Below are 25,935 nucleotides of genomic sequence, written 5' to 3' on the forward strand. Positions count from 1 at the left end.
GAACCAGCGCCCTGGCGACGCGTTCGCGGACGCGGGTTCTCGGATAAGGGGAGGGAAGAGATGTACGAGCTTTCGCGGGTTCGCCTGCATTCGGTGGGCCCGGCGGGCGCGCGCTATCAGGACGTCGTGCTGGACTTCAGCGGCGTCGGCGCGGCCATCACCGCGCCCAAACAGGACGCGCTGTTCAGCGCCGGGATCCACCTGGCCGGGGAGGGCCCGCCGCGGCGCCCGTCGCCGGCGAGCGTGCTCTTCCTGGAGAACGGCGGCGGCAAGTCCGTCTTGATCAAGCTGATCTTCTCGGTCATGCTGCCCGGCCGCCGTCAGGTCGTCGGCACGACGAACACCAAGGTGCTGGAGAAGTTCGTCGCCGCCAAGGACGTCTCGCATGTGGTGCTGGAGTGGCTGCAGGTCGAGACCGGTCACCGGGTGATCACCGGCAAGGTGTCGGAATGGCGCGGGCACGTGGTGTCGGCGGATTCGGAGAACCTCGTCGACTCCTGGTATTGCTTCCGTCCCACGCCGTCGCTGGACTTGGACTCGCTGCCGCTGACGTCGGACGGCAGGCTGCTGACGATGTCGGGATTCCACGACCGGCTCGACAAGGTGCACGGCGGTGAGCCGGAACTGGAGCTGTTCTGGACGCGGCGTCACCACGAGTGGACGTCCCGGCTGGACGGCCTCGGCCTCGACACCGAGCTTTTCCGGTATCAGCGCGCGATGAACGCGGGTGAAGGCGAGGCGGCGGACGCCTTCGCGTTCGGCACCGACGAGGCGTTCGTCGAGTTCCTGCTGCGCGCGGTGCTGTCGGAGGACGAGCCGAAGGATCTCGCCGAGGTCGTCGCGACCTACGCGCACAACCTCGCCCAGCGCGGAGACCTGTTGTCGGAGCGGGATTTCGTCGCGGGCGCGCTCGATCTGCTCACGCCGCTGGCGGAGGAGGAAGGCGTCGCCGCCGCGTCGCGGAAGCTCGCCGACGCCGCCCGTGCCGAGATGCGGACGCTGGCCGGCCAGGTCGCGGCTCGCGACAAGCTGGAGAACGAGCGGCTGAGTGGTCTCGAACAGCACGTCGACGAGGTGAAGTCGGCCGAAAAGCTGGCCGAGGGCGACCACCGCCGCCTCACCGCCGGAGTCACCGAACTCCGGCGGCTGGTCGGGAAACTGCGGCTCGACGAGGCACAGGAGAGCAAGAAGCGGATCAACGGCGAACTCGCCGAGGCCAAGACCGCAGCCGAAGCCTGGCGTGAATGCGCCACCGTGCTCAACCACCTCAACGCCGCCCGCAAGGCCCGCGATTTCCGGGAACTGGTGGGGAATCGGGAGCAGAAGGCGCAGCCCGCGCTGCAGGCGCGCGACACCGCCGCGGCCGCGCTCGCGCGAGGTCTGCTGGCACTGGCCAAGAACGCGACCGATCAGGCGGCGAAGGCCGAAGCCCATGTCGGCGCCCTGCGTGCCGAAGCGGAGAAGGCACAGGCGGAACGCGACGAGTCGGCGAACCTCGCCGCCTCGCGCCGGGCGGAGGCTCGCGGCCTGGGCGCGCGGATCGCCGAAATCCGGGAGGAGATCGCGGAAGCCGTCCGGTCCGGTGCGCTCAAAGCGGGGGCGGACGTCGCCGACGCGGCGCGGGCCGCCCGCGCCGAAGCCGAGACGACCGCCGCCGAACTCGTCCGCCGCGAGCAGGAACTCGAACGGGTCGCCGAGGACCTGCGGGCCGCGCAGGCGACGGTCAACGACGCGCACCGCCTCGCCGGGTCCACCAAGGACCGGCTGGAGCGCGCCGCCGAAGAACTGGACCGCGCCAACCGGCGCACCGACGCGCTCGCCGTGGAACCCCGGCTGGTCGAACTCCTCGGCGCCGACGATGTCGCGCTGGAGACGGATCTCCCGGTACTGCTGGAACGCCTTCGCGAGGCGGGCGCGACCGCGGAGAAGGAACAGACGGCGTTGCGGATGGAGGAATCCGTCGACGAGCGGGCGCTGAACGCGCTCGGTTCCGGCGGTCTCCTGCCCGCCACCGAAGAGGTCCAGGCCGCGTTGGACGCGCTGGAAGCCGCGGGGATGACCGCGTGGTCCGGCTGGCGCTACCTGTCCACTTTGGACAAGAAGCGGCGGGCGGCCGTGCTGGCCCGCGCGCCCCAGCTGGTCTCGGGGATCCTGCTCAACGAACCGGAGCAGGTCCGGCTCGCCGAAAAGGTGCTGGCGGAGCGGCGCTTGCTGCCCACCACGATCATCCCGGTCGCCACCACCGAGGCCACCACGACCGACCGCCTGCCGGGGGAGTCGGGTATCGAATTCCTCGTTCCGCCCAACCCGGCGATGTACGACGAGGAAGCCGCCGACGCCGAGCGTGAGGCCATCGCGCTGCGGCACGCGGAACGGCAGCGCCGTCTGGAAGCGCTGGCGGCTTCGCTGGCCGAAGACGCCGCGCTGTCGTGGAAACTCAAGACCTGGCGGGAGGACTATCCGCCCGGCAGCATCGCGACGCTGGCCGAGCAGCTGCAGCACGCGCGTACCGCCCACGAGACCGCGCGAACCGCGTTGGACCAGGCCGAGAAGGAATTCCAGCGCCTCGGCGAGAAGGCGGCAGGGCTGCGGGAGCGGATTCCCGAACTGCGCACGGCTTCGGCGGAGGCGGGGGAGCGGGCTCGCGGGCTGGAGGCGCTCGCGACGCGGGCCGCGAAGATTCCCGAATGGACGGACGACGTCGAACGCGCGACCGAGACCGCCGAGCGGGCCGAGTCGACGGCGTCCGAAGCCGCGGTGAAGGCGTCCCGGCTGCGTGAGCAGGCCGGTGAGGAACAGCGCACCGCCGACGGGCACCGCCGCACGGCGACGACGGCGAAGTCGGAACTGGCCGAGGTCCCGGGTTCGAGTGACGTCACCGAAACCGACCCCACGCCCGCGGAACCGGTGGACGCGTTGCGGCGCACCTTCGCGTCGGCGTCCGAGGCCTACTCGAAGGTCGAGGTCGGCAGCGATCTGCGGGCCGAACTCGACCAGGCGGAAAGCGTCGAGGCGTCCGCGCGGGCGGCCGTCGAGGCACTGGACGACGCGGTCCGCGAGCGGGCCTCGATGCTGCTGGAGACGCCGGACGGTTCCGACGCTTCGGCGCGGGCGGCCGCGCAGGCGCGGGCGAACCGGGCGGTCGCGGTGCTGGAGGAGGAACGCATCGAGATCGTCGGTCTCGTCGCCACCCGCAAGGCGGAACTGAGCCAGCTTCCGGAACAGCCGTCCGCGCTCGCCCTCGACGCCAGGCCGAAGGACATCGAGCACGGCCTGGAGCTGATCGACGAGGCGAGCCTGGAAGTGTCCGCCGCCGCGCGGAAGTGGGAGGAACTGCAGGAGCGCCGCGCCGCGGCCGAAGCGACTTTGGAATCCGCGAGGACCTCCGCGTCCGGCTTCGGCCTGCTGGCCGAGTCGATGGCACACCTTTTGTCCAAAGAGGACGACGCGGTGGCCTTCGATGGCGACGTCGAGTCCGCGCGGACCAGGCATTCCCGGCTCAACACCGCTCTCACCGAGGCACAGGACGCCGCCGACGCCGGCGACCGCCGGGTGCGTGCCGCGGCCGACCAGCTGGCGCAGTACGCCACCGACAAGCGCTTCGAGAAGCTCAGCACCCCGGTGCGGCAGCAGGTGATTTCGGTCCGCCGCGACCAGCTGCCCGCGCACGCCGCGGAGTGGGCCGAAGCCTTGCGCCCGCGGCTGCGCACGCTCACCGACGATCTCGCGCAGATCGACCGTCACCGCGGCGGCATCATCACCCGCCTGCAGGGCATGGTCGACGGCGCGTTGCGCACTCTCCGTGCGGCACAACGGGTTTCGCGGCTGCCGGACGGTCTCGGCGACTGGTCGGGCCAGGAGTTCCTGCGGATCCGCTTCACCGAACTGGAAGACAACGTGCTCGCCGAGAAACTGGGCGAGGTCGTCGACGAGGCCGCGGTGGGGAAGACCTCCGACGGCCGGGACGTCAAGCGGGACGGGCTTTCGCTCGTGCTGCGCGGCGTGCAGGCCGCCGCTCCCAAGGGTTTTCGCGTCGACATGCTGAAGCCGGACTCCGTGCTGAGGACCGAACGCCAGCGCGTCTCGGAGATCCGGGACGTGTTCTCCGGCGGCCAGCAGCTGACCGCGGCGATCATCCTGTACTGCACGCTCGCCGCGCTGCGGGCCAACAACCGCGGCAAGGCGCGCGACCGGCACTCCGGGGTGCTGTTCCTCGACAACCCGATCGGCCGCGCGTCGGCCGGGTATCTGCTGGAGCTGCAGCGGGCGGTGGCCGAGGCGCTGGGTGTCCAGCTGATCTACACGACCGGTCTGTTCGACGCGGGCGCGCTGAGCGAGTTCCCGCTCATCGTGCGGCTTCGCAACGACGCGGATCTGCGGGCCGGGCGCAAGTACCTGTCCGTCGACGCGACGATCCGCAACGCGACCGACGACCTCGGCGATCCCGACGGTGTCGCGCGGCTTTCGGCGACGCGACTGTTCACGCGACCGGCGGAAGAGCCGGAACCGGAGGAGGAGACTGCCTAGGTGGCACAGGGTGGCACTTTGGGGCACATGAGCGCTATAGTGCGCTCATGAGCGTTCAACACGAGATCTCCCAGCGTGATCTCCGGAACCGTTCCGGGGAGATCATGGACGCGGTCGAGCACGGTGAAACCTTCACCGTGACCCGTAGCGGTTCGCCCATCGCCCAGCTGGTTCCGCTGTGTCGACGGCACGCCGTTTCCCGTGACCAGTTCGCCACCGGTTCGGCGAACGCTCCGCTCATCGACCCGGACAGGTTCCGCGCGGACCTCGACGAGGCCTTCGAAGGGGAGGCGGACGATCCCTATGGCCGCTGAGGTCCACGGCCTGCTCGACACGAACATCCTCATTCTCCGGCGAAGGATCGATCACGCCCAGCTGCCGGATCTGATGTCGATCAGCGCGATCACGCTCGCCGAACTGTCGGCGGGTCCGCATTACGCCGCCGATCCGGCCGAACGGGCTCGGCGCACGGATCTGTTGCAGCGGGTGGAGTCCGAGTTCGACCCGCTGCCCTTCGGTACCGAGGCGGCGCGGATCTTCGGCCGGGTGTCGGCGTCCGTGCTCGCGATGGGCAGGACACCCCGGCGCAGGGTGGCCGACCTGATGATCGCCAGTGTGGCCATCGCGCACCGGATGCCGTTGTACACCACCAATCCGCAGGATTTCGAAGGCCTCAAGGAACTCCTCGACGTCGTTGCGGTCACTCGGCCGGGAAACTGACCTGACGCGTTCGCATGACGAAGCGGCGGTGAGACGTCCGGCCGGATCCACTCACTCCCACGTCACCGCCCGATCACGACCCCAGAAAGCCGAGCGGGAACGGAGCTGAGCGGCGGACGGCGGGGAAAGCGGCGAAACACGACCGAAGACCCCGCGTTGTCTCTAGCATTCCCGTCATGCCTTCGGATTCGTCACAAACCGGCTACGAGTTCCCCGACCTCACCCCGTTCACCCGGACAGCGGTCCGCCTGCATCCCCGAGCGGGGACGCCGACCGCATACGACAGCCACATCGGCGGACCATTGCTGTGGCCCGCGGACGAGCCCTGGCCGCACTGTCCCGACACCGCGCCGAACGCGCCGGCGCCGGGCGTGATCCACACGCCGACGGCCGGGCTGGAAGCGGCGCACGACTGCGAGAAGGCGATGCCGCTGGCGGGCGTGGCACAGTTCTTCCGGCGAGACTTCCCGAAGTCACCCTTCCCCGACGGCACCGATTTGTTGCAGGTGCTGTTCTGCCCGGACCCGCACGACGGCCACGGCTACTGGGGGCCGGGTGTCCAGGTGGTCTGGCGGGATTCAGCCGGGGTGGCCGAGCTGCTCGCGAGCCCGCCCGAGCTGTTCCAGACCGAGGATTACGAGTACCTGCCCGCCCGGCCGTGTTCGTTCGCGTCGTGCGAGGTCGTCGACCATCCGCACCCATCGGAGCTGCCCGCCGAACTCAAGGCGACGCTGAAGTTCCTCGACGAGCGCGGGAACTTCGTCGACGACGACGTCGAAGACGCCTGGCCCTCGCTGACCGTCGGCTCCAAGCTCGGCGGCCTGAACTTCTGGTGGACGTCCGGCTCCCAAGACTTCCCGTTGTTCTGCCCGGACTGCGGTGGCGGGCTCGACCTCCTGCTGTCCTTCGAAAGCTCGGAAAGCCGGGACGACGATTGTCCCTGCGACCAGCCGGACGAGGGGCCAGGCTGGGAGCTGGCTGCCTCGTCGGTCAACCTCCTCGTCTGCGCCGCCGACGCGACGCACGCGATCAGGCCGCACGCGGACTGATCGCGGTGTTTTGTCGGACCCCGGTGATAGAACCGATCCCGTGACCCCCAAGATCGACACCGCGCAGCGCCGTGCCCGCCTCGCGACGCGTCATCGCCTCACCGCGCCCGCGGAGTCGGTGCACGCCGCCGCGGACGCGGTCGTCGCACTGCACGCCACGGATCCGGCGACGGTCCACCTCTCGGCGTGGGCCAGGGTCAAGGGTGACGGCGTCGCGGAACTGGAGAACGCGCTCTACGAAGAGCGCACGCTGGTGCGGATCCTCGGCATGCGGCGCACGGTCTTCGTGGCCGGGCTCGAGAACGCGGCGCTGGTCCAGGCGGCCTGTTCGGCAGACATCGCCAAGAAGCAGCGCCGTCTGCTCGAACAGCACCTCGGTCAGCAGGGTCACCCGGAGAACGTGCCCGATCCGGAACGCTGGCTGGCCGAGGTCGAGGACGCGACAGAGCGCGCGCTGAAGGCCCGCGGTTCCGCGACGGCACAACAGCTGTCCGAGGACGAGCCCCGGCTGAGGCAACAGCTCCTGATGTCGAAGGGCAAGCCGTACGAGGCGATCGCCAACGTCACCAGCCGGGTCCTGTTCCAGCTCGCGGTCGACGGCCGCATCGTGCGCGGGCGTCCGCGCGGCAGCTGGCTCAGCAGCCAGTACTACTGGGCCACGATGGCGGACTGGCTTCCCCAGGGTCTCGCGGTGCGGGACGCCGACGAGGCCAGAGCCGAACTCGCCCGGAAGTGGCTCCACGCCTACGGACCGGCCCCGATCGCGGATCTGCGGTGGTGGACGGGCTGGACGGTCGGGCAGACCAAGAAGGCGCTCGCGGCCGTTCAGCCGATCGAGGTCGATCTCGACGGTGTCCCCGGCGTGCTGCTCGCCGACGATGTGGAGCCCGTCCCGGAGCCTGAGCCCTGGGTCGCGCTGCTCCCTGCTCTCGACCCGACGTCGATGGGATGGCTCGACCGCGAGTGGTACCTCGGCCCGCATCGGGCGGCGCTGTTCGACGGCACCGGCAACATCGGCCCCACGATCTGGGCCGACGGCCGGATCGTCGGCGGCTGGGCGCAGCGTCCCGACGGGGAGGTGGTCCATCACTTCCTGGAGGACGTCGGCGCGGACGTCGAACGGGCCGTCGAGGCGGAGGCGAACCACCTGGCCGAGTGGTTCGGAGAGGTGCGAGTCACGCCACGGATGCGTACGCCGCTCGAGCGACGGCTAGCACAGTGAAGCTGAGAGTTTTCCCAAGACGTCCTGGTAGCGACGCACTTGATCGATTCTTGACCTGACCCACCGAGTGGTGGAAGTCTCGTCAGGGCAAAGAGGGCCGCCCGAGCGCGCACGCTAGGGTTGCGCCCGAGTAACGGACGTCTTTCCGGGGCGATCCCGGACGAGTCTCAAGGGAGTGGCAGCAGTGACGGTTCGCGTAGGTGTCAACGGCTTCGGCCGCATCGGCCGCAACTTCTTCCGGGCCGTGCAGGCCGCCGGTCACGACATCGAGGTGGTCGCGTTCAACGACCTCGGCGACGTCGCCACCATGGCCCACCTGCTCAAGTACGACTCCATCCTCGGCCGTTTCCCGGGCGAGGTCAGCGTCAGCGACGAGGGCATCGTCGTCGACGGCAAGACCATCAAGGCGCTCGCCGAGCGCGACCCGGCCAACCTGCCCTGGGGCGACCTCGGCGTGGACGTCGTCGTCGAGTCGACCGGTTTCTTCACCAACGGTGACGCCGCCAAGGCACACATCGCCGGTGGCGCCAAGAAGGTCATCATCTCCGCACCCGCCAAGGGCGAGGACCTGACCGTGGTGCTGGGCGTCAACGACGACAAGTACGACGGCTCGCAGACCATCATCTCGAACGCGTCCTGCACCACCAACTGCCTCGGCCCGCTGGCCAAGGTCCTGAACGACGCCTTCGGCATCGAGCAGGGCCTCATGACCACGATCCACGCGTACACGCAGGACCAGAACCTGCAGGACGCCCCGCACAAGGACCTGCGCCGCGCCCGTGCCGCCGCGCTGAGCATGGTCCCGACCTCGACCGGTGCCGCCAAGGCCATCGGCCTGGTCCTGCCGGAGCTCAACGGCAAGCTCGACGGTTACGCGGTCCGCGTCCCGGTCCCGACCGGCTCGGCCACCGACCTCACCGTCACCCTCGCCAAGAGCGCGACCATCGACGAGATCAACGCCGCGTACAAGGCCGCCGCCGAGGGCCCCCTGGCCGGCATCCTGCGCTACAACGACGACCCGATCGTGTCGGCCGACATCGTCACCGACCCGGCGTCGTGCATCTACGACGCGCCGCTGACCAAGGTCATCGGCAACCAGGTCAAGGTCGTCGGCTGGTACGACAACGAGTGGGGCTACTCCAACCGCCTCGCGGACCTCGTCAAGCTCGTCGGCAACAAGCTCTCCTGAGCCATGGCGCTGAAGAACCTCGAAGACCTGCTGGGCGAGGACGTTTCGGGCCGGTACGTACTCGTGCGCTCCGACCTGAACGTCCCGCTCGATGGGGAGACCATCACCGACGACGGCCGTGTCCGCGCGGCCCTGCCGACGCTCAAGCGGCTCGCCGAGGCGGGCGCGAAGGTGGTCGTCACGGCGCACCTCGGCCGTCCCAAGGGCGAGCCGGACCCCAAGTTCTCGCTCGCGCCCGTCGCCGTGAAGCTCACCGAGCTGCTCGGCGTCGACGTCCCGCTGGCCGGTGACGTGGTCGGCGAGTCCGCCAAGGCCACCGTCGCCGGCCTGACCGACGGTCAGGTGGCCCTGCTGGAGAACGTGCGTTTCGACGCGCGTGAGACCAGCAAGGTCGAGGCCGAGCGGCAGGAGCTGGCCGCCGAGCTGGCCGCGCTGGTCCCGGGCGGCGCGTTCGTCTCCGACGGCTTCGGCGTCGTGCACCGCAAGCAGGCTTCGGTCTACGAGATCGCGCGGGCGCTTCCGGCGTACGCCGGCGGTCTGGTGCTGGCCGAGGTCGACGTCCTCAAGAAGCTCACCGAGGACCTCGCGCGGCCGTACGTCGTCGTCCTCGGTGGCGCGAAGGTGTCGGACAAGCTGGGTGTCATCGCCAACCTGCTGACCAAGGTCGACAGGCTGCTCATCGGTGGCGGCATGGCGTACACCTTCCTCAAGGCCCAGGGCCACGAGGTCGGGAACTCGCTGTTGCAGGAGGACCAGCTGGAGCAGGTCCGCGGTTTCCTCGCCGAGGCGGAGAAACGCGGCGTCGAGCTGATCCTGCCGGTGGACGTCCTCGCGGCGAAGGGCTTCGCGGCCGACGCGGAGTTCGACGTCGTCGACGCGAAGTCCATCCCGGCCGACCGCATGGGTCTCGACATCGGCCCCGAGTCGCGCGAACTGTTCGCGGGCAAGCTGGCCGACGCGGCGACCGTGTTCTGGAACGGCCCGATGGGCGTGTTCGAGTTCGAGTCCTTCGCCGGCGGCACCCGTGCCGTGGCCGAAGCGCTGGTCGAGAGCGACGCCTTCACCGTGGTCGGCGGTGGCGACTCCGCCGCGGCCGTGCGGCAGCTGGGCCTGCCCGAGGACGGTTTCTCGCACATCTCGACCGGCGGCGGCGCGTCGCTGGAGTACCTGGAGGGCAAGGAACTGCCCGGAGTCGCTGTGCTGGGAGAGAACGACTAGTGGCGCGCAAACCGCTCATCGTCGGCAACTGGAAGATGAACCAGAACCACCTCGAAGCCATCGCGCTGGTTCAGAAGATCGCCTTCGCCCTGCCGGAGAAGTACTACGCGAAGGTCGACGTCGCGGTCCTGCCGCCGTTCACCGACATCCGCAGCGTCCAGACGCTGACCGACGGCGACAAGCTGTCGCTCACCTACGGCGCCCAGGACCTGTCGCCGCACGACTCAGGTGCCTACACCGGTGACGTGTCGGGCCCGATGCTGGCGAAGCTGGGCTGCAGCTTCGTCACCGTCGGGCACTCGGAGCGGCGCGAGTACCACGGCGAGACCGACGAACTGGTCAACAAGAAGGTCAAGGCCGCGCTCAAGCACGGCATCAAGCCGATCCTGTGCGTGGGGGAGAAGCTCGAGGTCCGCGAGGCCGGCGAGCACATCGCCCACACCACGGCCCAGCTGGTCGAGGGCCTGAAGGGGCTCAAGGCCGAGCAGGTCAAGGACGTCGTCGTCGCCTACGAGCCGGTCTGGGCCATCGGGACCGGCAAGGTCGCGACGCCGTCGGACGCCGAAGAGGTGTGCGGAGCCATCCGCGCCACCATCGCCGAGAAGTACGGCGTCGAAACCGCATCACTTGTGCGTGTGCTCTACGGCGGCTCGGCGAAGGCCAACAACATCAGTGACCTCGTCGCCTGCGAGAACATCGATGGTGCCCTCGTCGGTGGTGCGAGCCTGGATGGTGACGAGTTCACCAAACTCTGCGCACTCGCCGCGGGCGGGCCCCTGCCCTGATCGGGGCACCTACCGGGTAACCTGTGTATCCGGTCCGTCACACAGCAGTGGACGAGTCCAGGAGTACGGTGTGTTCTGGTGGTCAAGAGCCACCCGCGGCACACCGTTTTCCTGCATTCTCCAAGAGCGCAGAGGATGACATGAAGCTGTTCCTGCAAATCCTGTTGATCGCCTCCAGCTTTTTCCTGATTGTGGCCGTGTTGCTGCACCGGGGCCGGGGTGGCGGTCTGTCTTCGCTGTTCGGTGGCGGTATGCAGTCGAGCCTTTCGGGTTCGAGCGTGGCCGAGAAGAACCTCGACCGGATCACGCTGCTGCTGGGCGCGGTGTGGCTGATCAGCATCATCGGCCTCGGGCTCCTGCTCAAGGTCTGATCGATCCAGGTGTTTCGGCGTGCCTATGGGGGGCGCGCCGCCGATCCCTATAGGTGTGAGGATTCATGGTTGGCGGTAACGCGATTCGAGGCACCCGTGTGGGTGCCGGTCCTTCGGGCGAATCGGAACGGGGTGAGTCGGCGCCGAGGCGCCGCATTTCCTACTGGTGTGCCAACGGGCACGAGGCGCAGCCCTCGTTTTCGATGGACGCCGAAATTCCCGACGAGTGGGACTGCCCGCGCTGTGGGCTCCCCGGTGGGCAGGACGAGAAGAACCCGCCTGCCGCGCCGCGGACCGAGCCCTACAAGACCCACCTGGCTTACGTGAAGGAACGGCGTTCCGACGCCGACGGCGAGGCCATTCTCGCCGAGGCGCTGGAGCGGTTGCGCCAGCGCCGGGAGATCTAGCCGCCGCTCACCGGTCGAGCGGGTACCGGGCACGCACCCGGAACCCGCCGTCCTCGGTGTCGGCGGTCTCGAAACTCCCACCCAGCAGTCGAGCGCGTTCGGCCAAACCGGTCAGCCCGTGCCCTCCCGAGGGCAGGGCCGCACCGGCGGTCCGGGCGCGCTCGTTGCGTATTTCGACCTTGAGCGAGCCGTGCTCACCCTGGATCCGGATGGTCGCGGTGGCGCCCGGTGCGTGCTTGTGCACGTTCGTGAGGCATTCCTGCACGGTGCGGTAGGCCGCCGCGGAAACCTGGCTGGGCAGCAGGTCGGGGATCCGCTCGACGGTGAGGTGCACGGGGACGTCCGAGCCCCGGATCAACCGGTCGAGTTCGTTGATCCCGGGCCGCGGCCCGTCGTCCTCGGAACCCGAGCGCAGCACGCTCACGAGCGAACGCAGTTCCTCGAGCGTTTTGGTGCTCAGTTTCCGGATGACCTGCGCGGTTTCGAGCGATCGGGGATCGGTCGTCTGTGCCTGCAGCGCGCCGGCCTGCATCGCGATCAGCGTGATCTGGTGCGAAACGACGTCGTGCATCTCCCGCGCCAGCCTGGCGCGTTCCTCCGCGCGGACGGCGTCGGCGTGGAAGCGGCGCTCGCGATCGCGGCTGGCGGCGAGTTCGGAGAGCTTCTGCGAGATCTCGGTCCGCGCTCCGATGAGCAGGCCGATGGCCACCGGCATCCCGGCGACGATGACGCCGTAGATCCCGTCGAGCACGTGTTCGCGCCAGCTGAGCTCGACGAAGTCCGGCAAGGGCCACTGGACGAATCGGCAGGTGAACACGAGCGCGAACCCGGTCCAGGTCTGCCAGTGCATCTGCTTGCGGGTGGCGAGGAAGCCGAGCGCGATCATCGCGGCGAGCTGCGACCAGCCTGCCAGGAAACCGGGGACCGTGGCGATCACCGCGAGGAACGGCAGCTTGCGGCGCAAGGCGAGGCCGAGGCAGGCGGCGCCGGAGAGATAGATGGAGTACGGCTGGGCCTTCTCGGGGATCACCAGCCAGACGTCGAGCGCGGCCAGGAAGATCGCGAGCGTGTCGACGCCCAGCGCGACCAGCGCCGGACGTTTGATCTTGGCGAACGACATGACCCCGGCGGCACGGCGCATCCGGTCGGCGGCGTCCGCTCCGGAGCCGCCCACCGAGATACCTGGCATCGAGAGACCCTCTGTGCTCATCGCTGGCGACCTCACTCGTCTTGTGGACTTGGATGGTGAGACGTGTTCTTCGCCCGATCGGGACGCGCAGGAACGAACAAATGTGCGGATGCTAACGGGTGGATGTACGAAGGCGGTAAGTTTCCCCCAGTCGGGCTAGCGACTGTTCGGTCACTGTCCGTTCTGCGGACAAGTGCATGAACGTTCGGTCGGTGGGTCCGGACTTTACCGTGACAGTCCCCTGACAGCGGCCTCCTCTAGATTTCGGTTTCCGCACCGAAGGACGAAGGAGAACAATGAGGAAGTCCCTGCTCGCGCTGGCCGCCCTGCCTGTTGCCGGTGCCCTGGCCACCATCGGAGCCGGAGTCGCCTCCGCCGCCCCGGCCACGGGTACCGGGTCGGAGTCGGCAGTCCAGCTGATGGCGAACTGTGATCCGATCTGGCGCCTCGCCGACAGGGCCGGGGGGAAGTGCTATGACATCGCGTTCCGGGTGGGTGTCCGGTGTAAGTCGACCCGTGGCGACTGGGAGGTCTTCTTCAGCCCCTGGACGCAGAAGAACTTCAGCGCCACGGCGTTCTGCCCGGCCGGCTGGGAGTCCGTCAGCGCCGACTACGACCTGCCCGACTGAGTCCTGACCTGAAGCGCGTAAAGGGCCCCTTCCCTCGGCTCAGCCAAGGGAAGGGGCCCTTCCGCGCAAAGCGTCAGGCCGTCGGAGGCTGATAGACCTTCGTGAGCTTCGAAGCGGCGCCCCGGTCCAGCAGCCAGAGCGTGCGACGATCGCCGCGTGCTCCCGCCACCGGGATCTGCACCTCGCCCGCACCGGCCAGCGCCAGCGCGACGGCGTCCGCCTTGGTGTCGCCGCCGGTGACCAGCCAGACGTCCCGCGCGCGCCGGATCGCGGGCAGGGTCAGCGAGATCCGGGTCGGCGGCGGCTTCGGGCAGTTGCGCACCGCGACGACCGAACGCTCCTGCTCGTACACCGCCGGGCTCTCGGGGAAGATCGAGGCGGTGTGCCCCTCCCCGCCGAGGCCGAGCAGCATGATGTCGAACGACGGCACGTCACCGTGGTCCTCGGGACGGGCGTTGGCCGCCAGGACCTCCGCGTAAGCGGCGGCCGCGGCGTCGACGTCGTCGCCGAACTCGCCGTCCGAGGGTGCCATGGCGTGCACCCGCTCCGGGTCGATCGGGACGTGGTCGAGCAGGGCCTCGCGGGCCTGCTTCTCGTTGCGCTCGTCCGAGCCGGCCGGGACGAAGCGCTCGTCGCCCCAGTAGACGTCGAGACGCGACCAGTCGATGGCGTCACGGGCACTGGACTCGCGCAGTTCCTTCAGGATCGCGATTCCGGTGCCACCGCCGGTGAGCACCACCGAAGCCGACCCCTTGGCCGCCTGGACGTCCACGATCCGGGTGACCAGCCTGGCCGCCGCGGCGGCGGCCAGGAGGTCCGGGTTCCCGTAGACGACGACCTCGGTCTTGCTCATGACTCGCTCTTCTTCGCGGCGACCGCGGCCTTCTTCTTGGGAGCCGCCGGAGCCTTCTTCACCGGGACGGCCTTGGTGGCCGTGCCGGAGGAGATCTTCGCGAGCCCGTTCAGCGAAGCCTCGTAGACCTCGTCCGGGTCGAGCCGCCGCAGCTCCTCGATCAGGCAGTCCTTGTTGTCCCGCCGCTGCAGGGCGATCCGCCGGGTGGGCTGGCCCGGCTGGGTCAGCGTGCCGACCCGCCCGTCCGGCCGGTGCAGCTCCACCGGGCCGGAACGCCGGTCCAGCGTCACCGAGATGATGCCCGCGGCGCCGGTGCTCTTGACCCGCTTGACCGGCACCTTCAGGTACTCGGCCAGCCAGCCCGCGAGCAGCTCTGTCGACGGCGAGTCGGCCTCGCCGGTCACGGTCGCCCCGGTGACCTTCTCGTGCGGCGGAAGGTCCAAGGCGGACACGAGCTGTGCGCGCCAGCTGGTCAGCCGGGTCCACGCCAGGTCGGTGTCACCCTCCACATAGGACTTCGCCCTCGTGGTGAGTGCTCTTATCGGCGCCTTCTCCGCGGCGGAGTCGGTGATCCGGCGCTGGGCCAGCTCGCCGAGCGGGTCCTTGGCCGGGGCCTTCGGACCGGTGCCCGGCCACCAGGTGACGATCGGCGCGTCCGGCAGCAGCAGCGGCACGACCGCGCTCTGCCCCTGCGCGGCCAGCGGGCCGTAGAGCCGCAGGACGATGACCTCGCTCGCGCCGGCGTCGCCGCCGACCCGGATCTGGCCGTCGATCCGCGGTGCCGCGGTCCGCGCGCCCTTGGCCACCACGATCACCCGGGAGGGGTGCTCCCGGCTGGCTTCGTTGGCGGCTTCGATCGCCTCTTCGAGCCTGTCGTCGTCATCGGCCACGATGACGAGGGTCAGCACCCGGCCGAGCGCCACCTGCCCGCCCTGTTCGCGGATCTCGACGAGTTTCTTGTTCAGCTGCGACGTCGTGGTCGACGGCAGGTCGATGATCACGGACGCCTCCAGTTCCGGCCGGTACGCTCCAGCATTTCGTCCGCGGACGGCGGGCCCCACGAACCCGGCGGGTACTGCTCGGGCGCGCCCTTCTTGGCCCAGGCGTCGAGGATCGGGTCCAGGATCTCCCAGGACAGCTCGACCTCTTCGTTCACCGGGAACAGCGACGGCTCGCCGAGCAGCACGTCCAGGATCAGCCGCTCGTAGGCCTCCGGCGAGGACTCGGTGAACGCGTGCCCGTAGCCGAAGTCCATGGTGACGTCGCGGACCTCCATCGTGGTCCCCGGCACCTTCGACCCGAACCGCAGCGTGATGCCCTCGTCGGGCTGCACCCGGATCACCAGCGCGTTCTGGCCCAGTTCCTCGGTCGAGGTCGAGTCGAACGGCAGATGCGGCGCCCGTTTGAACACCACGGCGATCTCGGTGACCCGGCGGCCCAGCCGCTTGCCCGTCCGCAGGTAGAACGGCACACCCGCCCAGCGGCGGTTCTGCACCTCGAGGGTCACCGCGGCGTAGGTCTCGGTCGTCGAGTCCTTCGCGAAGCCCCCTTCCTGCAACAGACCCGGCACCTTCATGCCGCCCTGCCAGCCGCCCGCGTACTGGCCGCGCGCGGTCGTCTCTTCGAACGGTCCCACGGGCTTCGTCGCCGAAAGGACCTTGACCTTCTCGGCCCGCAGCGCGCGCGGCGCGAACGAGACGGGCTCCTCCATCGCGGTCAGCGCGAGGAGTTGCAGCAGGTGGTTCTGGATGACGTCACGGGCGGCGCCGATACCGTCGTAGTACCCCGCGCGGCCGCCGAGGCCGATGTCCTCGGCCATGGTGATCTGCACGTGGTCCACGTAGTTGGCGTTCCAGATCGGCTCGAACAGCTGGTTCGCGAACCGCAGCGCCAGCAGGTTCTGCACCGTCTCCTTGCCGAGGTAGTGGTCGATGCGGAACACCGACTCCTCGGGGAAGACGTCGTTCACGATCTCGTTGAGCTCCTTGGCGCTCTTGAGGTCGCGGCCGAACGGCTTCTCGATGACGACGCGGCGCCAGGTCTCCTCGCTCGCGTCGGCGAGGCCGGAGCGGGCGAGCTGCTTGGTCACCACCGGGAACGCGCCCGGCGGGATCGACAGGTAGAACGCGGTGTTGCCACCGGTGCCGCGTTCGGCGTCGAGGTCCTTGACCGTCTGCGCGAGCTTGTCGAAGGCCTCGTCGTCGTCGAAGGTGCCCTGCACGAAACGGATGCCTTCGGCGAGCCGGTTCCACACCGACTCCTTGAACGGCGTCCGCGCGTGCTCCTTGACCGAATCGTGCACGAGCTCGCCGAAGTCCTGGTGCTCCCAGTCCCGGCGGGCGAAGCCCACCAGGGAGAACCCGGCAGGCAGCAGCCCGCGGTGGGCGAGGTCGTAGATCGCCGGCATCAGCTTCTTGCGGGCGAGGTCACCGGTGACGCCGAAGATCACCAGGCTGGACGGCCCGGCGATGCGCGGCAGCCGCTTGTCGCGCGGATCGCGCAGGGGGTTGTTCCAGGCACGGGTCACTCGCCTGCCTCCTGTACCGCGCGGACCAGTTCGGCCAGGCCGGCGGCCCGGTCGGTGAGGTGCAGGCGCAGGACCGGACGGCCGTGCTCGGCGAGCACCTGGCCGTCACCGAGCGCCTGCGCGTGCTGCAGCACCCCGAGGGTGTACGGCCGGTCCGGTACGTCGAGATCCTGCTCGACGGCGCCGGTGAGCTGCAGGAAGACACCGTTCTGATGCCCGCCCTTGTGGTACTGCCCGGTGGAGTGCAGGAACCGCGGGCCCCAGCCGAACGTGGTCTGCCGTCCGGTCCGCTTGGCGATTTCGCCGCGCAGGAGGGCCGTCGACGCGTCGTCGAGCCGGTCGAGGTAGGCCTGTACCGCGATGTACCCGGTTTCCGGGGCGGAGTCGAAGAAAGCCCGCAGGATGTCCGCGAGCTTCCCGTCGGTGGCCACGCCCGCCGAACCGAACACCTGGACCGCGCCGTCCACGGTGGACGGCTCTTCGCCGCCCTTGAGCGCGTCCGGGTTGTCGAGCAGGGACCGCGCGGCCTTCTTGGCGGCCTCGACGTCGGGCTGGTCGAACGGGTTGATCCCGAGCAGCCTGCCGACGAGCGCGGTGGCGAACTCCCACAGCAGCATCTGGGCGCCGAGCGGGCCGGTGACCGCGATCTTCGCCGCGCCTCCGGCCTGGCCCACCGCCACCGGGGTGGCGTCGGACTTCGCGTCGGCGAAACCGGGGGAGTCCGGGCCCTCGACGGCGACCGGCAGGAGACCGGTGCCCTGTTTGCCGGTGGACTCGGCGATCAGCTGCTCCGCCCAGTCGGCGAAGCCCTTGATACCCGAACCGGTGTCGGCGATGACGACCTTTTCCGCGCCGTCCTCGTGCGCCGCCGCCCACGCCGCGGCCAGCTTCACCGCGGGGTTGTCGGTCGAATCGGCCGCCAGCGTCTCGGCGACCGAAGCGGCCTGGTCGAGCAAGCGGGCGATGTCCGCGCCGGCGAGCCCGGCCGGGACGAGACCGAACGCGGTCAGCGCCGAGTAGCGGCCGCCGACGTCCGGGTCGGCGAGGAAGACCTTGCGGTAACCCTCCTTTTCGGACAGGTCCGCGAACGGGGAGCCGGGGTCGGTGACGACCACGATCCGCCGGGCCGCGTCGATGCCCGCGTCGGCGAAGGCCTTCGCGAAGATCCGCCGGTGGCTGTCGGTTTCGACGGTGCCGCCCGATTTGGAGGACACGACGATCACCGTCCGCTCCAGGTCACCGGCGAGAGCGTCGGCGACCTGGCCAGGGTCGGTGGTGTCGAGGACGGTCAGCGCGACCCCCTCGGTCGCGGCGATCACCTCGGGTGCCAGCGACGAACCGCCCATGCCGGCGAGGACGACGCGGTCGACACCCTCAGAGCGCAGGTCGGTCCGCAGTGCCTCGATCTCGCCGATCAACGGCCGCGAGGACTTGTGCAGCGTCGTCCACGAGAGACGGATCGACGCTTCGGACTCGGCTTCGGGACCCCACAGTGTGGCGTCCTTGGACGCCAATTTCGATGCGACCTGGTCGGCGACAAGCCGCTCCGCGAACGGAGCGGCTTTGCCGGCCAGGGCGGCGTCGACGATTTCGACGCCGGTCGTTTCCCCTGCCATGGTCGGTGATCAGTCCTTTGCCTTTTCGAGCTGTCCGTTGACGGTCTCGAGAAGCTCGGTCCACGACTTCTCGAACTTCTCGACGCCCTCGTTTTCGAGGGTCAGGAAGACGTCGGTGATGTCGATGCCGACAGCGCTCAGCTTGTCGAAGACGGCCTGCGCGTCGGCGCCCTTGCCGGTCACCGTGTCACCGGTGACCTCGGCGTGGTCCGCGGCCGCGTCGAGGGTCTTCTCCGGCATCGTGTTGACCGTGTCCTTGACGACGAGCTGGTCCACATAGCGGGTGTCGGAGTACTGCGGGTCCTTCACCCCGGTGGAGGCCCACAGCGGACGCTGCGGGTTCGCTCCCGCCTCGGCGAGCGCCTTCCAGCGATCCGAAGCGAAGAGCTCCTCGAACGCCGCGTAGGCGAGCCGCGCGTTGGCGATGGCGGCTTCACCGCGCAGCGCCTTGGCCTCGTCGGTGCCGATGGCGTCGAGCCGCTTGTCGATCTCGGTGTCCACACGGGACACGAAGAACGACGCGACCGAGTGGATGCCCTTGAGGTCGTGGCCGTTGGCCTTGGCCTGCTCCAGCCCGGCGAAGTAGGCCTCGATGACCGCCCGGTACCGCTCCACCGAGAAGATCAGCGTGACGTTGACGCTGATGCCCTCGGCGAGCGTCTTGGTGATCGCCGGGAGACCCTCTTCGGTGGCCGGGATCTTGATCAGCACGTTGGGCCGGTCCACGGTCTTCCACAGGTCCTGCGCCTCGGCCACCGTCTTGTCGGAGTCCTTGGCCAGCCGCGGGTCCACCTCGATGGACACCCGGCCGTCGACCCCGCTCGTGGCGTTGTAGACGTCGCGGAACAGGTCCGCGGCGTTGCGCACGTCGGTGGTGGTCAGCTCCCGGATGGTGGCCTCGACGTCGGCACCGCGGGCGGCGAGTTCCTTGGTCTGCTCGTCGTAGGCCTCGCCCTTCGACATCGCGTTGGCGAAGATCGTCGGGTTGGTGGTGACGCCGACGACGTGCTTGTCGCGGATCAGGCCGGCGAGGTTGCCGGTGTTCAGTCGCTCACGGGACAGGTCGTCGAGCCAGATCGAGACGCCTGCCTCGGACAGTTGCGCGAGCTTGTCGTTGCTCATGCTTTCCCCTTATCAGTTCTTGGTGTTGGCGATCGAGCGACGGGCGGCGTCGACGACGGCTTCCGCGGTGAAACCGAACTCGCGGAAGAGCGTGGCGGCGTCGGCCGAAGCACCGAAGTGCTCGATCGAGACGTTCTCCCCGGCGTCACCGGTGAAGCGGTGCCACGACTGGGCGATACCGGCTTCGACGGAGACGCGTGCCTTGACCGACGGCGGGAGGACGGAGTCCTTGTAGGACTGGTCCTGCGCGTCGAACCACTCGACACACGGCATCGAGACGACGCTCGCCGGGATGCCGTCGGCTTCCAGGGTCTTGCGGGCCTCGACGGCCAGCTGGACCTCGGAGCCGGTCGCGATCAGCACGACCTCGGGGCTGCCGTTGGACGCCTCGGCGAGGACGTAACCGCCTCGCTTGACGCCCTCGGCGCTGGTGCCTTCCAGTACCGGCACGTTCTGCCGGGTCAGCGCGAGGCCCGACGGGTGGTGGACGTCCTCCAGGACGGCCTTCCACGCGTACGCGGTCTCGTTGGCGTCCGCCGGGCGGACGACGTTGAGGCCGGGGATGGCGCGCAGGGCGGAGAGCTGCTCGATCGGCTGGTGGGTGGGGCCGTCCTCGCCCAGGCCGATCGAGTCGTGCGTCCACACGTAGGTGACCGGCGCCTTCATCAGCGCGGCCAGCCGCACGGGCGGGCGCATGTAGTCGGAGAAGATCAGGAACGTCGCGCCGTAGGGGCGGGTGCCGCCGTGCAGCGCGATGCCGTTGAGGATCGAGCCCATCGCGTGCTCACGGATGCCGAAGTGCAGCGTCCGGCCGTAGGGGCTGGTCTTCCACATCTCGGTGGAAGCCTTCTCCGGGCCGAACGAGTCGGCCCCCTTCATGGTGGTGTTGTTGCTCTCCGCGAGGTCCGCGGAACCGCCCCACAGCTCGGGAAGCGGCTCGGCGAGCGCGTTGAGCACCTCACCGGAGGCCTTGCGGGTCGCGATGCCCTTGGCGTCCGGCTCCCACGTCGGCAGGTTGTCCGCGAAGCCCTCGGGCAGCGTGCGGGTCGACATCCGGTCCGCGAGCTTCTTGCGCTCCGGGTTGGCGGCGCCCCACGCCTCGAACTTCTCCTGCCATTCGGCGCGCGCGGTCTTGCCGCGGTCGACGGCCTGGCGGGTGTGCGCGATGACGTCGTCGTCGACCTGGAAGGTCCGCTCCGGGTCGAAGCCGAGGATCTCCTTGACCGCGGCGACCTCTTCGGCGCCCAGCGCGGCGCCGTGGGCCTTGCCGGTGCCCATCTTCTTCGGCGCCGGGTACCCGATGACGGTCTTCAGCGCGATGAACGACGGGCGCCCGGTCTCGGCCTTGGCGGCCTTGATGGCCTCTTCGATCGCGACGACGTTCTCGCCACCCTCGACGACCTGGGTGTGCCACCCGTAAGCCTCGTAGCGCTTCACGACGTCCTCGGACAGCGCGATCTTGGTGTCGTCCTCGATGGAGATCTCGTTGTCGTCCCAGAAGACGATCAGGTTGCCCAGCTCCTGGCGACCGGCGATCGACGAGGCCTCGGCGGTGACGCCCTCCTCGATGTCACCGTCGGAGGCGATCACGTAGACGTAGTGATCGAAGATGCTCTCGCCGTGCGGAGCGTCCGGATCCAGCAGGCCGCGCTCGCGGCGGGCCGCCATCGCCATGCCGACCGCGTTGGCCAGGCCCTGGCCGAGCGGGCCGGTGGTGGTCTCGACGCCCTTGGTGTGGCGGTACTCCGGGTGACCCGGGGTCTTCGAGTCCCACGTGCGGAGCTGCTTCAGGTCTTCCAGCTCCAGGCCGAAGCCGGCGAGGTACAGCTGGATGTAGAGGGTGAGGCTCGAGTGACCGGCGGAGAGGATGAAGCGGTCACGCGCGGGCCACTCGGGGTCCGCCGGGTCGTGGCGCAGCGTCCGCTGGAACAGCGTGTAGGCGAGCGGCGCCAGGCTCATCGCCGTGCCGGGGTGACCGCTGCCGCAGTTCTCGACCGCGTCCGCGGCGAGCACCCGGACGGTGTCGACGGCCCGCGTGTCGAGGTCGGTCCAGTCGGCGGGCACGTTGCGCTCCAGGAGTGGGTTCTTCTCGCTGGTAGAGGCGGTTTCGGACACTGAACTCGAACTCCCCGTCATCAGGTTGTGGCTTCTCTTCCCTCATGGGTAGCCCACGCGTACCCCTACTAATCTCAATCGATCCGGAAGGGACGATATTCCTGCTCCGGACCGTTCGCAGAAGCACGCCGCGAGCTACCCCGGCCAGCCTAATGGTTCGGCCGGTGAAGGACCCGCGATCACCCTCTGGAAACAGCACGTCTAACATCGAGGAAGGGTTCAGAACGCGGGGATCCGGGGCCGCCACATCACCCGGAAGCCTGGCGGGACCCGGCCCGAAAACTGACGCAGGGAGTGAAATGTCGTTGGTGAACGCTGCGCACGGACGCAGTGACCGCACCAGCGCCGTACATCCGACCGGTGAACGACCGCACGGTGGCCGGCGAACAATCCGCCAGGTCGTCGGCGCGTACGCCGCCCTCGCGAAGCCCAGGGTGATCGAGCTCCTCCTCGTCACCACGATCCCCGCGATGTTCCTGGCAGGCCGGGAGATCCCGTCGCCGTGGCTGGTGCTCGCGACGCTCGTGGGCGGCACGATGGCCGCCGGCAGCGCGAACGCCTTGAACTGCGTCATCGACGCGGACATCGACAAGGTGATGAACCGCACGAAGCGCCGTCCGCTGGTGAAGGAATCGGTGCCCCGCCGCGGCGCGCTGATCTTCGGCCTCGTACTCGGGGTGCTGTCCGCCGTGGTGCTCTATTTCACGGTGAACCTGCTCTCGGCGATCCTCGCGATCGCGACGATCCTGTTCTACATCTTCGTCTACACGCTGGTGCTGAAGCGGCGTACGTCACAGAACGTGGTCTGGGGCGGCGCGGCGGGCTGCATGCCGGTCGTCATCGGCTGGGCCGCGGTCACCGGCACCGTCGAGTGGCCCGCGTTCGTCATGTTCGGCGTCATCTTCTTCTGGACGCCGCCGCACACCTGGGCGCTGGGCATGAAGTACCGCGACGACTACGAGCGCGCCGGCGTGCCGATGCTGCCGGTGGTCGCCACCCCGCAGCACGTCGCGCGGCAGATCGTCATCTACTCGTGGGTGATGGTCGCCTGGACCCTGCTGCTGGTCCCGGTGACGAGCTGGATCTACACGACGTTCGCGATCCTGGCGGGCGGCTGGTTCCTCTTCTACGCGCACAGCCTGAACGCGGCGGTGCGGCGCGGCGAGGAGACCAAGCCGATGTCGCTGTTCCACCGGTCGAACACGTACCTGATGATCGTGTTCGTCGCACTGGCCGTCGACTCGGCCATCGGCCTGCCGGTCATCGGCCTGCCCTTCTAACGCCGGGCGCGTCCTGCATTTAGTCCTCTGAACGCGGTAGTTGCGGACGCAACTACCGCGTTCAGAGGACTAAATGCGTGTCGGGGCACGCGGGGCGGGAATGAGATGATGGCGGGTGCCGTTGTAATCCGTTCGGCCCTTGTCCCACCTCTCGAAAGCAGGCTGCTTTTGTCCGTGTCCCCGGACCGGGAGCTCGATGCGACGGACACCGACGTCGCACTCGAACAGGAGTACGTCACCACCCTGTACCGCAAGCTCGACGCCGAACGCGTCGACGCCCAGCGCAGGCTCGACCAGACGCTGCGCCAGACCGGCGGCACTCCGCAAGCACGCACCGAACGCGACGTCGCGACGACGCTGTACACCGACAGGCTGGCCCAGCTGAGCTCCGTCGAGCAGGGCCTGTGCTTCGGCCGCCTCGACTTCCTCCCCGAGCACGCGGAGGAGACCACCTACATCGGACGGCTCGGGCTGTTCGACGAGGACGACGACTACCGCCCGCTGCTCGTCGACTGGCGCGCGCCGGTCGCGCGGCCCTTCTACCTCGCCACCGCCGCTTCACCCGAGGGCGTCCGGCGGCGGCGGCACATCCGGTCGCTGAGCCGGAAGGTCGTCGGCGTCGACGACGAGATCCTCGATCTCTCCGCCGCCGACCAGGGCCAGGACCTCGGGCTGGCGGGGGAGGCGGCACTGCTGGCCGCGCTCGAACGCCGTCGCACCGGCGAGATGAGCGACATCGTCGCCACCATCCAGGCCGAGCAGGACCGCATCATCCGCGCGTCGCCGAACGGCGTCCTGGTGGTCCAGGGCGGGCCGGGCACCGGAAAGACCGCGGTCGCGCTGCACCGCGCGGCGTACCTGCTCTATACGCACCGGCAGCAGCTCACCACCCGGGGCGTGCTCGTGGTCGGCCCCAACAGCACCTTCCTCCGCTACATCGGGCAGGTCCTGCCGTCGCTGGGCGAGACCGGGGTGCTGCTGGCCACGATCGGGCAGCTGTACCCGGGCCTGGACGCCGTCGGCCCGGTCACCCGTGAGGCCGCCGAGATCAAGGGCCGCGCGGTGATGGCCGACGTACTCGCCAACGCCGTCCGTGACCGTCAGCGCGTGCCGGAACCGGTGCTGGAGATCGAGTTCGAGCGCGAGATCCTCATGCTCGACCGCAAGACCTGCACCGAGGCGCGGACGCGGGCCCGCCGGTCACGCCGTCCGCACAACCTCGCGCGGCGGATCTTCGTCTCCGACGTCCTCGACGCGCTCACCCGGCAGGCCGCCCGCAAACTGGGGGAGGATCTGCTCGACGCGCGTGACGTCCAGGACATCCGCGCCGAGGTCGCCGCCGACAAGAACGTGGCCGCCGCCCTCGACGGACTGTGGCCGACGCTCACCCCCGAAGTCGTGCTCGACGAGCTTTTCGCCGACCCGGAACGGTTGCGTGGCGCGGCCGGGAAAGCCTTGTCGGAAACCGATCGTGAGCGGCTCTACAGCCCGACGGACGCGCAGTGGAGCCCGGCCGACGTCCCGCTGCTCGACGAACTCGCCGAGTTGCTGGGCGAGGACGACACCGACGCCAGGGCCGAGCGCGTCCGCCGCGAGCGGGAAGACCGCGCGTACGCGGAAGGCGTGCTCGACATCCTCGAACAGGACGAGGAGATCATCGACGAGGAACTGCTGCGGGTGAGCGACGTCCTCGACGCCGAGCTGTTCGCCGAACGCCAGCAGCGCCGCAGCGAGATGACCGCGGCGCAGCGGGCCGCGCAGGACCGGACCTGGACGTTCGGGCACGTGATCGTCGACGAGGCGCAGGAACTGACCGCGATGGACTGGCGGTTGCTGATGCGCCGGTCGCCGAACCGGTCGATGACGCTCGTCGGTGACGTGGCGCAGACCGGCGCTTCCGGCGGCGCGCGGTCCTGGGGCGAGGTGCTCTCGCCCTACGTCGCCGACCGCTGGCGGCTCGAAGAGCTGACCGTGAACTACCGGACCCCGGCCGAGATCATGGCCGTCGCGGCGCGGGTGCTCGCCGACGTCAACCCGGAACTGGAAGCGCCGGTTTCGGTGCGGGAGACGGGTTTCGAGCCGTGGTCGCGTTCGGTGGCGCCGGATGACCTCGCCGCCGGGCTGCCGGGGATCGTCGAGGCCGAACTGTCCGCTGTGGACGGTGGGACGGTCGCGGTGCTGTGCCCGGCCTCCCGGGTCGCTCCTGTTTCCGAGATGCTCGGCGCGGCGGGGGACCGGGTGTCGGTGATGGCGGTGGACCGGGCGAAGGGCCTCGAGTTCGACTCCGTGGTGCTGATCGCGCCGGACGAGGTCGTCGCCGAGTCGCCGCGCGGGCTCAACGATCTTTACGTGGCCCTGACCAGGGCGACCCGGCGGATGGGCGTAGTGCAGACCGGTGACCTTGTTCCGGCGCTGGAGGGTCTTGGCTAAGGTCGGCCGCATGCGCACATTCGGCAAGATCGTGGTCATCGGCGCGGGCGTCCTCGCCCTGGCGGCCTGTGGCGAGAAACAGAACACCGCAGGTTCCGCCCAACCGTCCTCCGGCGCGGCCCCCGCGTCGGCGTCTTCTTCGGCTCCGGCGGCCCCGAAGGGCAAGGAATGCACGGCGGAGGACGTCAAGACCACCGGGAAGTTCGGGGAGGCGCCGACCATCACCATCCCGGACGACTGCGACCCGCCGAAGAAGCTCATCACCAAGGACCTCGAGCCCGGCACCGGTGAGGGTGCCAAGTCCGGCGCGAACCTGAAGATGAACTATTCGCTGGTCACCTGGTCCGACAAGAAGAAGCTGGACAGCTCCTTCGACCGAGGTGAGCCGTTCGACCTGACCCTCGGCGCCGGCATGGTCATCAAGGGCTGGGACCAGGGCCTGGAAGGGATCAAGCAGGGTGCGCGGCGGCTGCTGATCATCCCGCCGGACCTCGGCTACGGCCAGGGCGGGCGCGGCATCGCGCCGAACGAGACGCTGGTCTTCGTGACCGACGCGGTGAGTGTCCCCGCCAACAACGGCTGACTGAGGTCCGGTTCGCCCCAGGAGCATTCCGGCGGCTTCACGTGGGCGACGAGGTCGAACCAGTACATGATGGCCCCCTTCCTTGCGTTAGGCGCAAGGAAGG

Annotated in this window: 21 protein-coding genes; 14 read left to right on the forward strand and 7 right to left on the reverse strand. The window is 69.3% G+C overall.

The window, feature by feature from the left end; genetic code table 11:
* The first annotated feature begins 60 nt into the window (after positions 1 to 60).
* From AVL48_RS31780 to AVL48_RS31825, 10 genes are all read left to right on the forward strand, one after another.
* Positions 61 to 4,527, forward strand: coding sequence for a coiled-coil domain-containing protein (locus tag AVL48_RS31780; RefSeq protein WP_061980682.1), 4,467 nt, complete (start codon positions 61 to 63; stop codon positions 4,525 to 4,527).
* Between the two features lie 47 nt (positions 4,528 to 4,574).
* Positions 4,575 to 4,841, forward strand: coding sequence for a type II toxin-antitoxin system Phd/YefM family antitoxin (locus AVL48_RS31785; protein ID WP_061980683.1), 267 nt, complete (start codon positions 4,575 to 4,577; stop codon positions 4,839 to 4,841).
* Positions 4,831 to 5,247, forward strand: a complete 417-nt coding sequence (locus AVL48_RS31790; RefSeq protein ID WP_061980684.1) for a type II toxin-antitoxin system VapC family toxin — start codon at positions 4,831 to 4,833, stop codon at positions 5,245 to 5,247. The genes AVL48_RS31785 and AVL48_RS31790 overlap by 11 nt, the downstream gene beginning before the upstream one ends.
* 176 nt (positions 5,248 to 5,423) lie before the next feature.
* Entirely contained in the window at positions 5,424 to 6,296 is an 873-nt protein-coding gene (locus tag AVL48_RS31795; protein WP_061980685.1) for a hypothetical protein, read from the forward strand.
* Positions 6,297 to 6,336: 40 nt separating this feature from the next.
* The gene (locus tag AVL48_RS31800) at positions 6,337 to 7,518 is read left to right on the forward strand and encodes a winged helix DNA-binding domain-containing protein (RefSeq protein WP_061980686.1); all 1,182 of its coding nucleotides are present in this window, start codon (positions 6,337 to 6,339) and stop codon (positions 7,516 to 7,518) included.
* 184 nt (positions 7,519 to 7,702) lie between these two features.
* A complete protein-coding gene (gene gap / locus AVL48_RS31805) occupies positions 7,703 to 8,707 on the forward strand; it encodes a type I glyceraldehyde-3-phosphate dehydrogenase (RefSeq protein WP_061980687.1) in 1,005 nt (334 codons plus the stop codon).
* A gap of 9 nt (positions 8,708 to 8,716) precedes the next feature.
* Complete coding sequence (locus tag AVL48_RS31810; RefSeq protein ID WP_279626634.1) at positions 8,717 to 9,925, forward strand: phosphoglycerate kinase; 1,209 nt, start codon at positions 8,717 to 8,719, stop codon at positions 9,923 to 9,925.
* Positions 9,925 to 10,710 carry a triose-phosphate isomerase gene (tpiA, locus tag AVL48_RS31815; protein WP_061980689.1) on the forward strand — a complete coding sequence of 262 codons (786 nt, stop codon included), beginning with the start codon at positions 9,925 to 9,927 and terminating at the stop codon, positions 10,708 to 10,710. The genes AVL48_RS31810 and tpiA overlap by 1 nt, the downstream gene beginning before the upstream one ends.
* Positions 10,711 to 10,850: 140 nt before the next feature.
* Positions 10,851 to 11,081, forward strand: a complete 231-nt coding sequence (gene secG, locus AVL48_RS31820) for a preprotein translocase subunit SecG (protein WP_037320935.1) — start codon at positions 10,851 to 10,853, stop codon at positions 11,079 to 11,081.
* Between the two features lie 65 nt (positions 11,082 to 11,146).
* Positions 11,147 to 11,488 carry an RNA polymerase-binding protein RbpA gene (locus AVL48_RS31825; protein ID WP_034311760.1) on the forward strand — a complete coding sequence of 114 codons (342 nt, stop codon included), beginning with the start codon at positions 11,147 to 11,149 and terminating at the stop codon, positions 11,486 to 11,488.
* 7 nt (positions 11,489 to 11,495) lie between these two features.
* On the opposite strand, the gene AVL48_RS31830 is transcribed toward AVL48_RS31825, so the two are convergent.
* A complete protein-coding gene (locus AVL48_RS31830) occupies positions 11,496 to 12,698 on the reverse strand; it encodes a sensor histidine kinase (protein WP_167386354.1) in 1,203 nt (400 codons plus the stop codon).
* Between the two features lie 275 nt (positions 12,699 to 12,973).
* Here AVL48_RS31830 and AVL48_RS31835 point away from each other — a divergent pair, with 275 nt between their 5' ends.
* A complete protein-coding gene (locus AVL48_RS31835) occupies positions 12,974 to 13,306 on the forward strand; it encodes a hypothetical protein (RefSeq protein WP_061980690.1) in 333 nt (110 codons plus the stop codon).
* 73 nt (positions 13,307 to 13,379) lie between these two features.
* On the opposite strand, the gene pgl is transcribed toward AVL48_RS31835, so the two are convergent.
* From pgl to tkt, 6 genes are read right to left on the reverse strand one after another with little or no spacing between them, the layout of a single operon-like run.
* Entirely contained in the window at positions 13,380 to 14,159 is a 780-nt protein-coding gene (pgl, locus tag AVL48_RS31840) for a 6-phosphogluconolactonase (RefSeq protein WP_061980691.1), read from the reverse strand.
* Positions 14,156 to 15,160: a glucose-6-phosphate dehydrogenase assembly protein OpcA gene (gene opcA, locus AVL48_RS31845; RefSeq protein ID WP_061980692.1), complete on the reverse strand. Its 1,005-nt coding sequence runs from the start codon at positions 15,158 to 15,160 to the stop codon at positions 14,156 to 14,158. The genes pgl and opcA overlap by 4 nt, the downstream gene beginning before the upstream one ends.
* The gene (gene zwf, locus AVL48_RS31850) at positions 15,157 to 16,686 is read right to left on the reverse strand and encodes a glucose-6-phosphate dehydrogenase (protein WP_061980693.1); all 1,530 of its coding nucleotides are present in this window, start codon (positions 16,684 to 16,686) and stop codon (positions 15,157 to 15,159) included. The genes opcA and zwf overlap by 4 nt, the downstream gene beginning before the upstream one ends.
* The gene (locus tag AVL48_RS31855; protein WP_061980694.1) at positions 16,683 to 18,302 is read right to left on the reverse strand and encodes a glucose-6-phosphate isomerase; all 1,620 of its coding nucleotides are present in this window, start codon (positions 18,300 to 18,302) and stop codon (positions 16,683 to 16,685) included. Before AVL48_RS31855 ends, zwf begins: the two co-directional genes overlap by 4 nt.
* A gap of 9 nt (positions 18,303 to 18,311) precedes the next feature.
* Positions 18,312 to 19,424 (reverse strand): transaldolase, encoded by a 1,113-nt coding sequence (gene tal, locus AVL48_RS31860; protein WP_061980695.1) that lies wholly within the window; start codon positions 19,422 to 19,424, stop codon positions 18,312 to 18,314.
* Positions 19,425 to 19,436: 12 nt separating this feature from the next.
* Entirely contained in the window at positions 19,437 to 21,539 is a 2,103-nt protein-coding gene (tkt, locus tag AVL48_RS31865; RefSeq protein WP_061980696.1) for a transketolase, read from the reverse strand.
* A gap of 299 nt (positions 21,540 to 21,838) precedes the next feature.
* On the opposite strand from tkt, the gene AVL48_RS31870 reads away from it, so the two are divergent.
* The 3 genes from AVL48_RS31870 (at position 21,839) to AVL48_RS31880 (ending at position 25,832) form a co-directional block, all read left to right on the forward strand.
* A complete protein-coding gene (locus AVL48_RS31870; protein ID WP_061980697.1) occupies positions 21,839 to 22,819 on the forward strand; it encodes a heme o synthase in 981 nt (326 codons plus the stop codon).
* 174 nt (positions 22,820 to 22,993) lie between these two features.
* Positions 22,994 to 25,249, forward strand: a complete 2,256-nt coding sequence (locus tag AVL48_RS31875; RefSeq protein ID WP_143104709.1) for a HelD family protein — start codon at positions 22,994 to 22,996, stop codon at positions 25,247 to 25,249.
* Between the two features lie 10 nt (positions 25,250 to 25,259).
* Positions 25,260 to 25,832: an FKBP-type peptidyl-prolyl cis-trans isomerase gene (locus tag AVL48_RS31880; RefSeq protein WP_061980698.1), complete on the forward strand. Its 573-nt coding sequence runs from the start codon at positions 25,260 to 25,262 to the stop codon at positions 25,830 to 25,832.
* Positions 25,833 to 25,935: the final 103 nt, after the last annotated feature.

Source organism: Amycolatopsis regifaucium, from assembly GCF_001613935.1.
GTDB classification, from domain to species: domain Bacteria; phylum Actinomycetota; class Actinomycetes; order Mycobacteriales; family Pseudonocardiaceae; genus Amycolatopsis; species Amycolatopsis regifaucium.

What these genes read in the sequence shown, in the direction of transcription:
- AVL48_RS31780 (WP_061980682.1), top strand. Translation starts at nt 61, where the DNA reads ATGTACGAGCTTTCGCGGGTTCGCCTGCATTCGGTGGGCCCGGCGGGC.
- AVL48_RS31785 (WP_061980683.1), top strand. Translation starts at nt 4,575, where the DNA reads ATGAGCGTTCAACACGAGATCTCCCAGCGTGATCTCCGGAACCGTTCC.
- AVL48_RS31790 (WP_061980684.1), top strand. Translation starts at nt 4,831, where the DNA reads ATGGCCGCTGAGGTCCACGGCCTGCTCGACACGAACATCCTCATTCTC.
- AVL48_RS31795 (WP_061980685.1), top strand. Translation starts at nt 5,424, where the DNA reads ATGCCTTCGGATTCGTCACAAACCGGCTACGAGTTCCCCGACCTCACC.
- secG (WP_037320935.1), top strand. Translation starts at nt 10,851, where the DNA reads ATGAAGCTGTTCCTGCAAATCCTGTTGATCGCCTCCAGCTTTTTCCTG.
- AVL48_RS31825 (WP_034311760.1), top strand. Translation starts at nt 11,147, where the DNA reads ATGGTTGGCGGTAACGCGATTCGAGGCACCCGTGTGGGTGCCGGTCCT.
- AVL48_RS31830 (WP_167386354.1), bottom strand. Translation starts at nt 12,698, where the DNA reads ATGAGCACAGAGGGTCTCTCGATGCCAGGTATCTCGGTGGGCGGCTCC.
- AVL48_RS31835 (WP_061980690.1), top strand. Translation starts at nt 12,974, where the DNA reads ATGAGGAAGTCCCTGCTCGCGCTGGCCGCCCTGCCTGTTGCCGGTGCC.
- pgl (WP_061980691.1), bottom strand. Translation starts at nt 14,159, where the DNA reads ATGAGCAAGACCGAGGTCGTCGTCTACGGGAACCCGGACCTCCTGGCC.
- AVL48_RS31855 (WP_061980694.1), bottom strand. Translation starts at nt 18,302, where the DNA reads ATGGCAGGGGAAACGACCGGCGTCGAAATCGTCGACGCCGCCCTGGCC.
- tal (WP_061980695.1), bottom strand. Translation starts at nt 19,424, where the DNA reads ATGAGCAACGACAAGCTCGCGCAACTGTCCGAGGCAGGCGTCTCGATC.
- AVL48_RS31870 (WP_061980697.1), top strand. Translation starts at nt 21,839, where the DNA reads ATGTCGTTGGTGAACGCTGCGCACGGACGCAGTGACCGCACCAGCGCC.
- AVL48_RS31880 (WP_061980698.1), top strand. Translation starts at nt 25,260, where the DNA reads ATGCGCACATTCGGCAAGATCGTGGTCATCGGCGCGGGCGTCCTCGCC.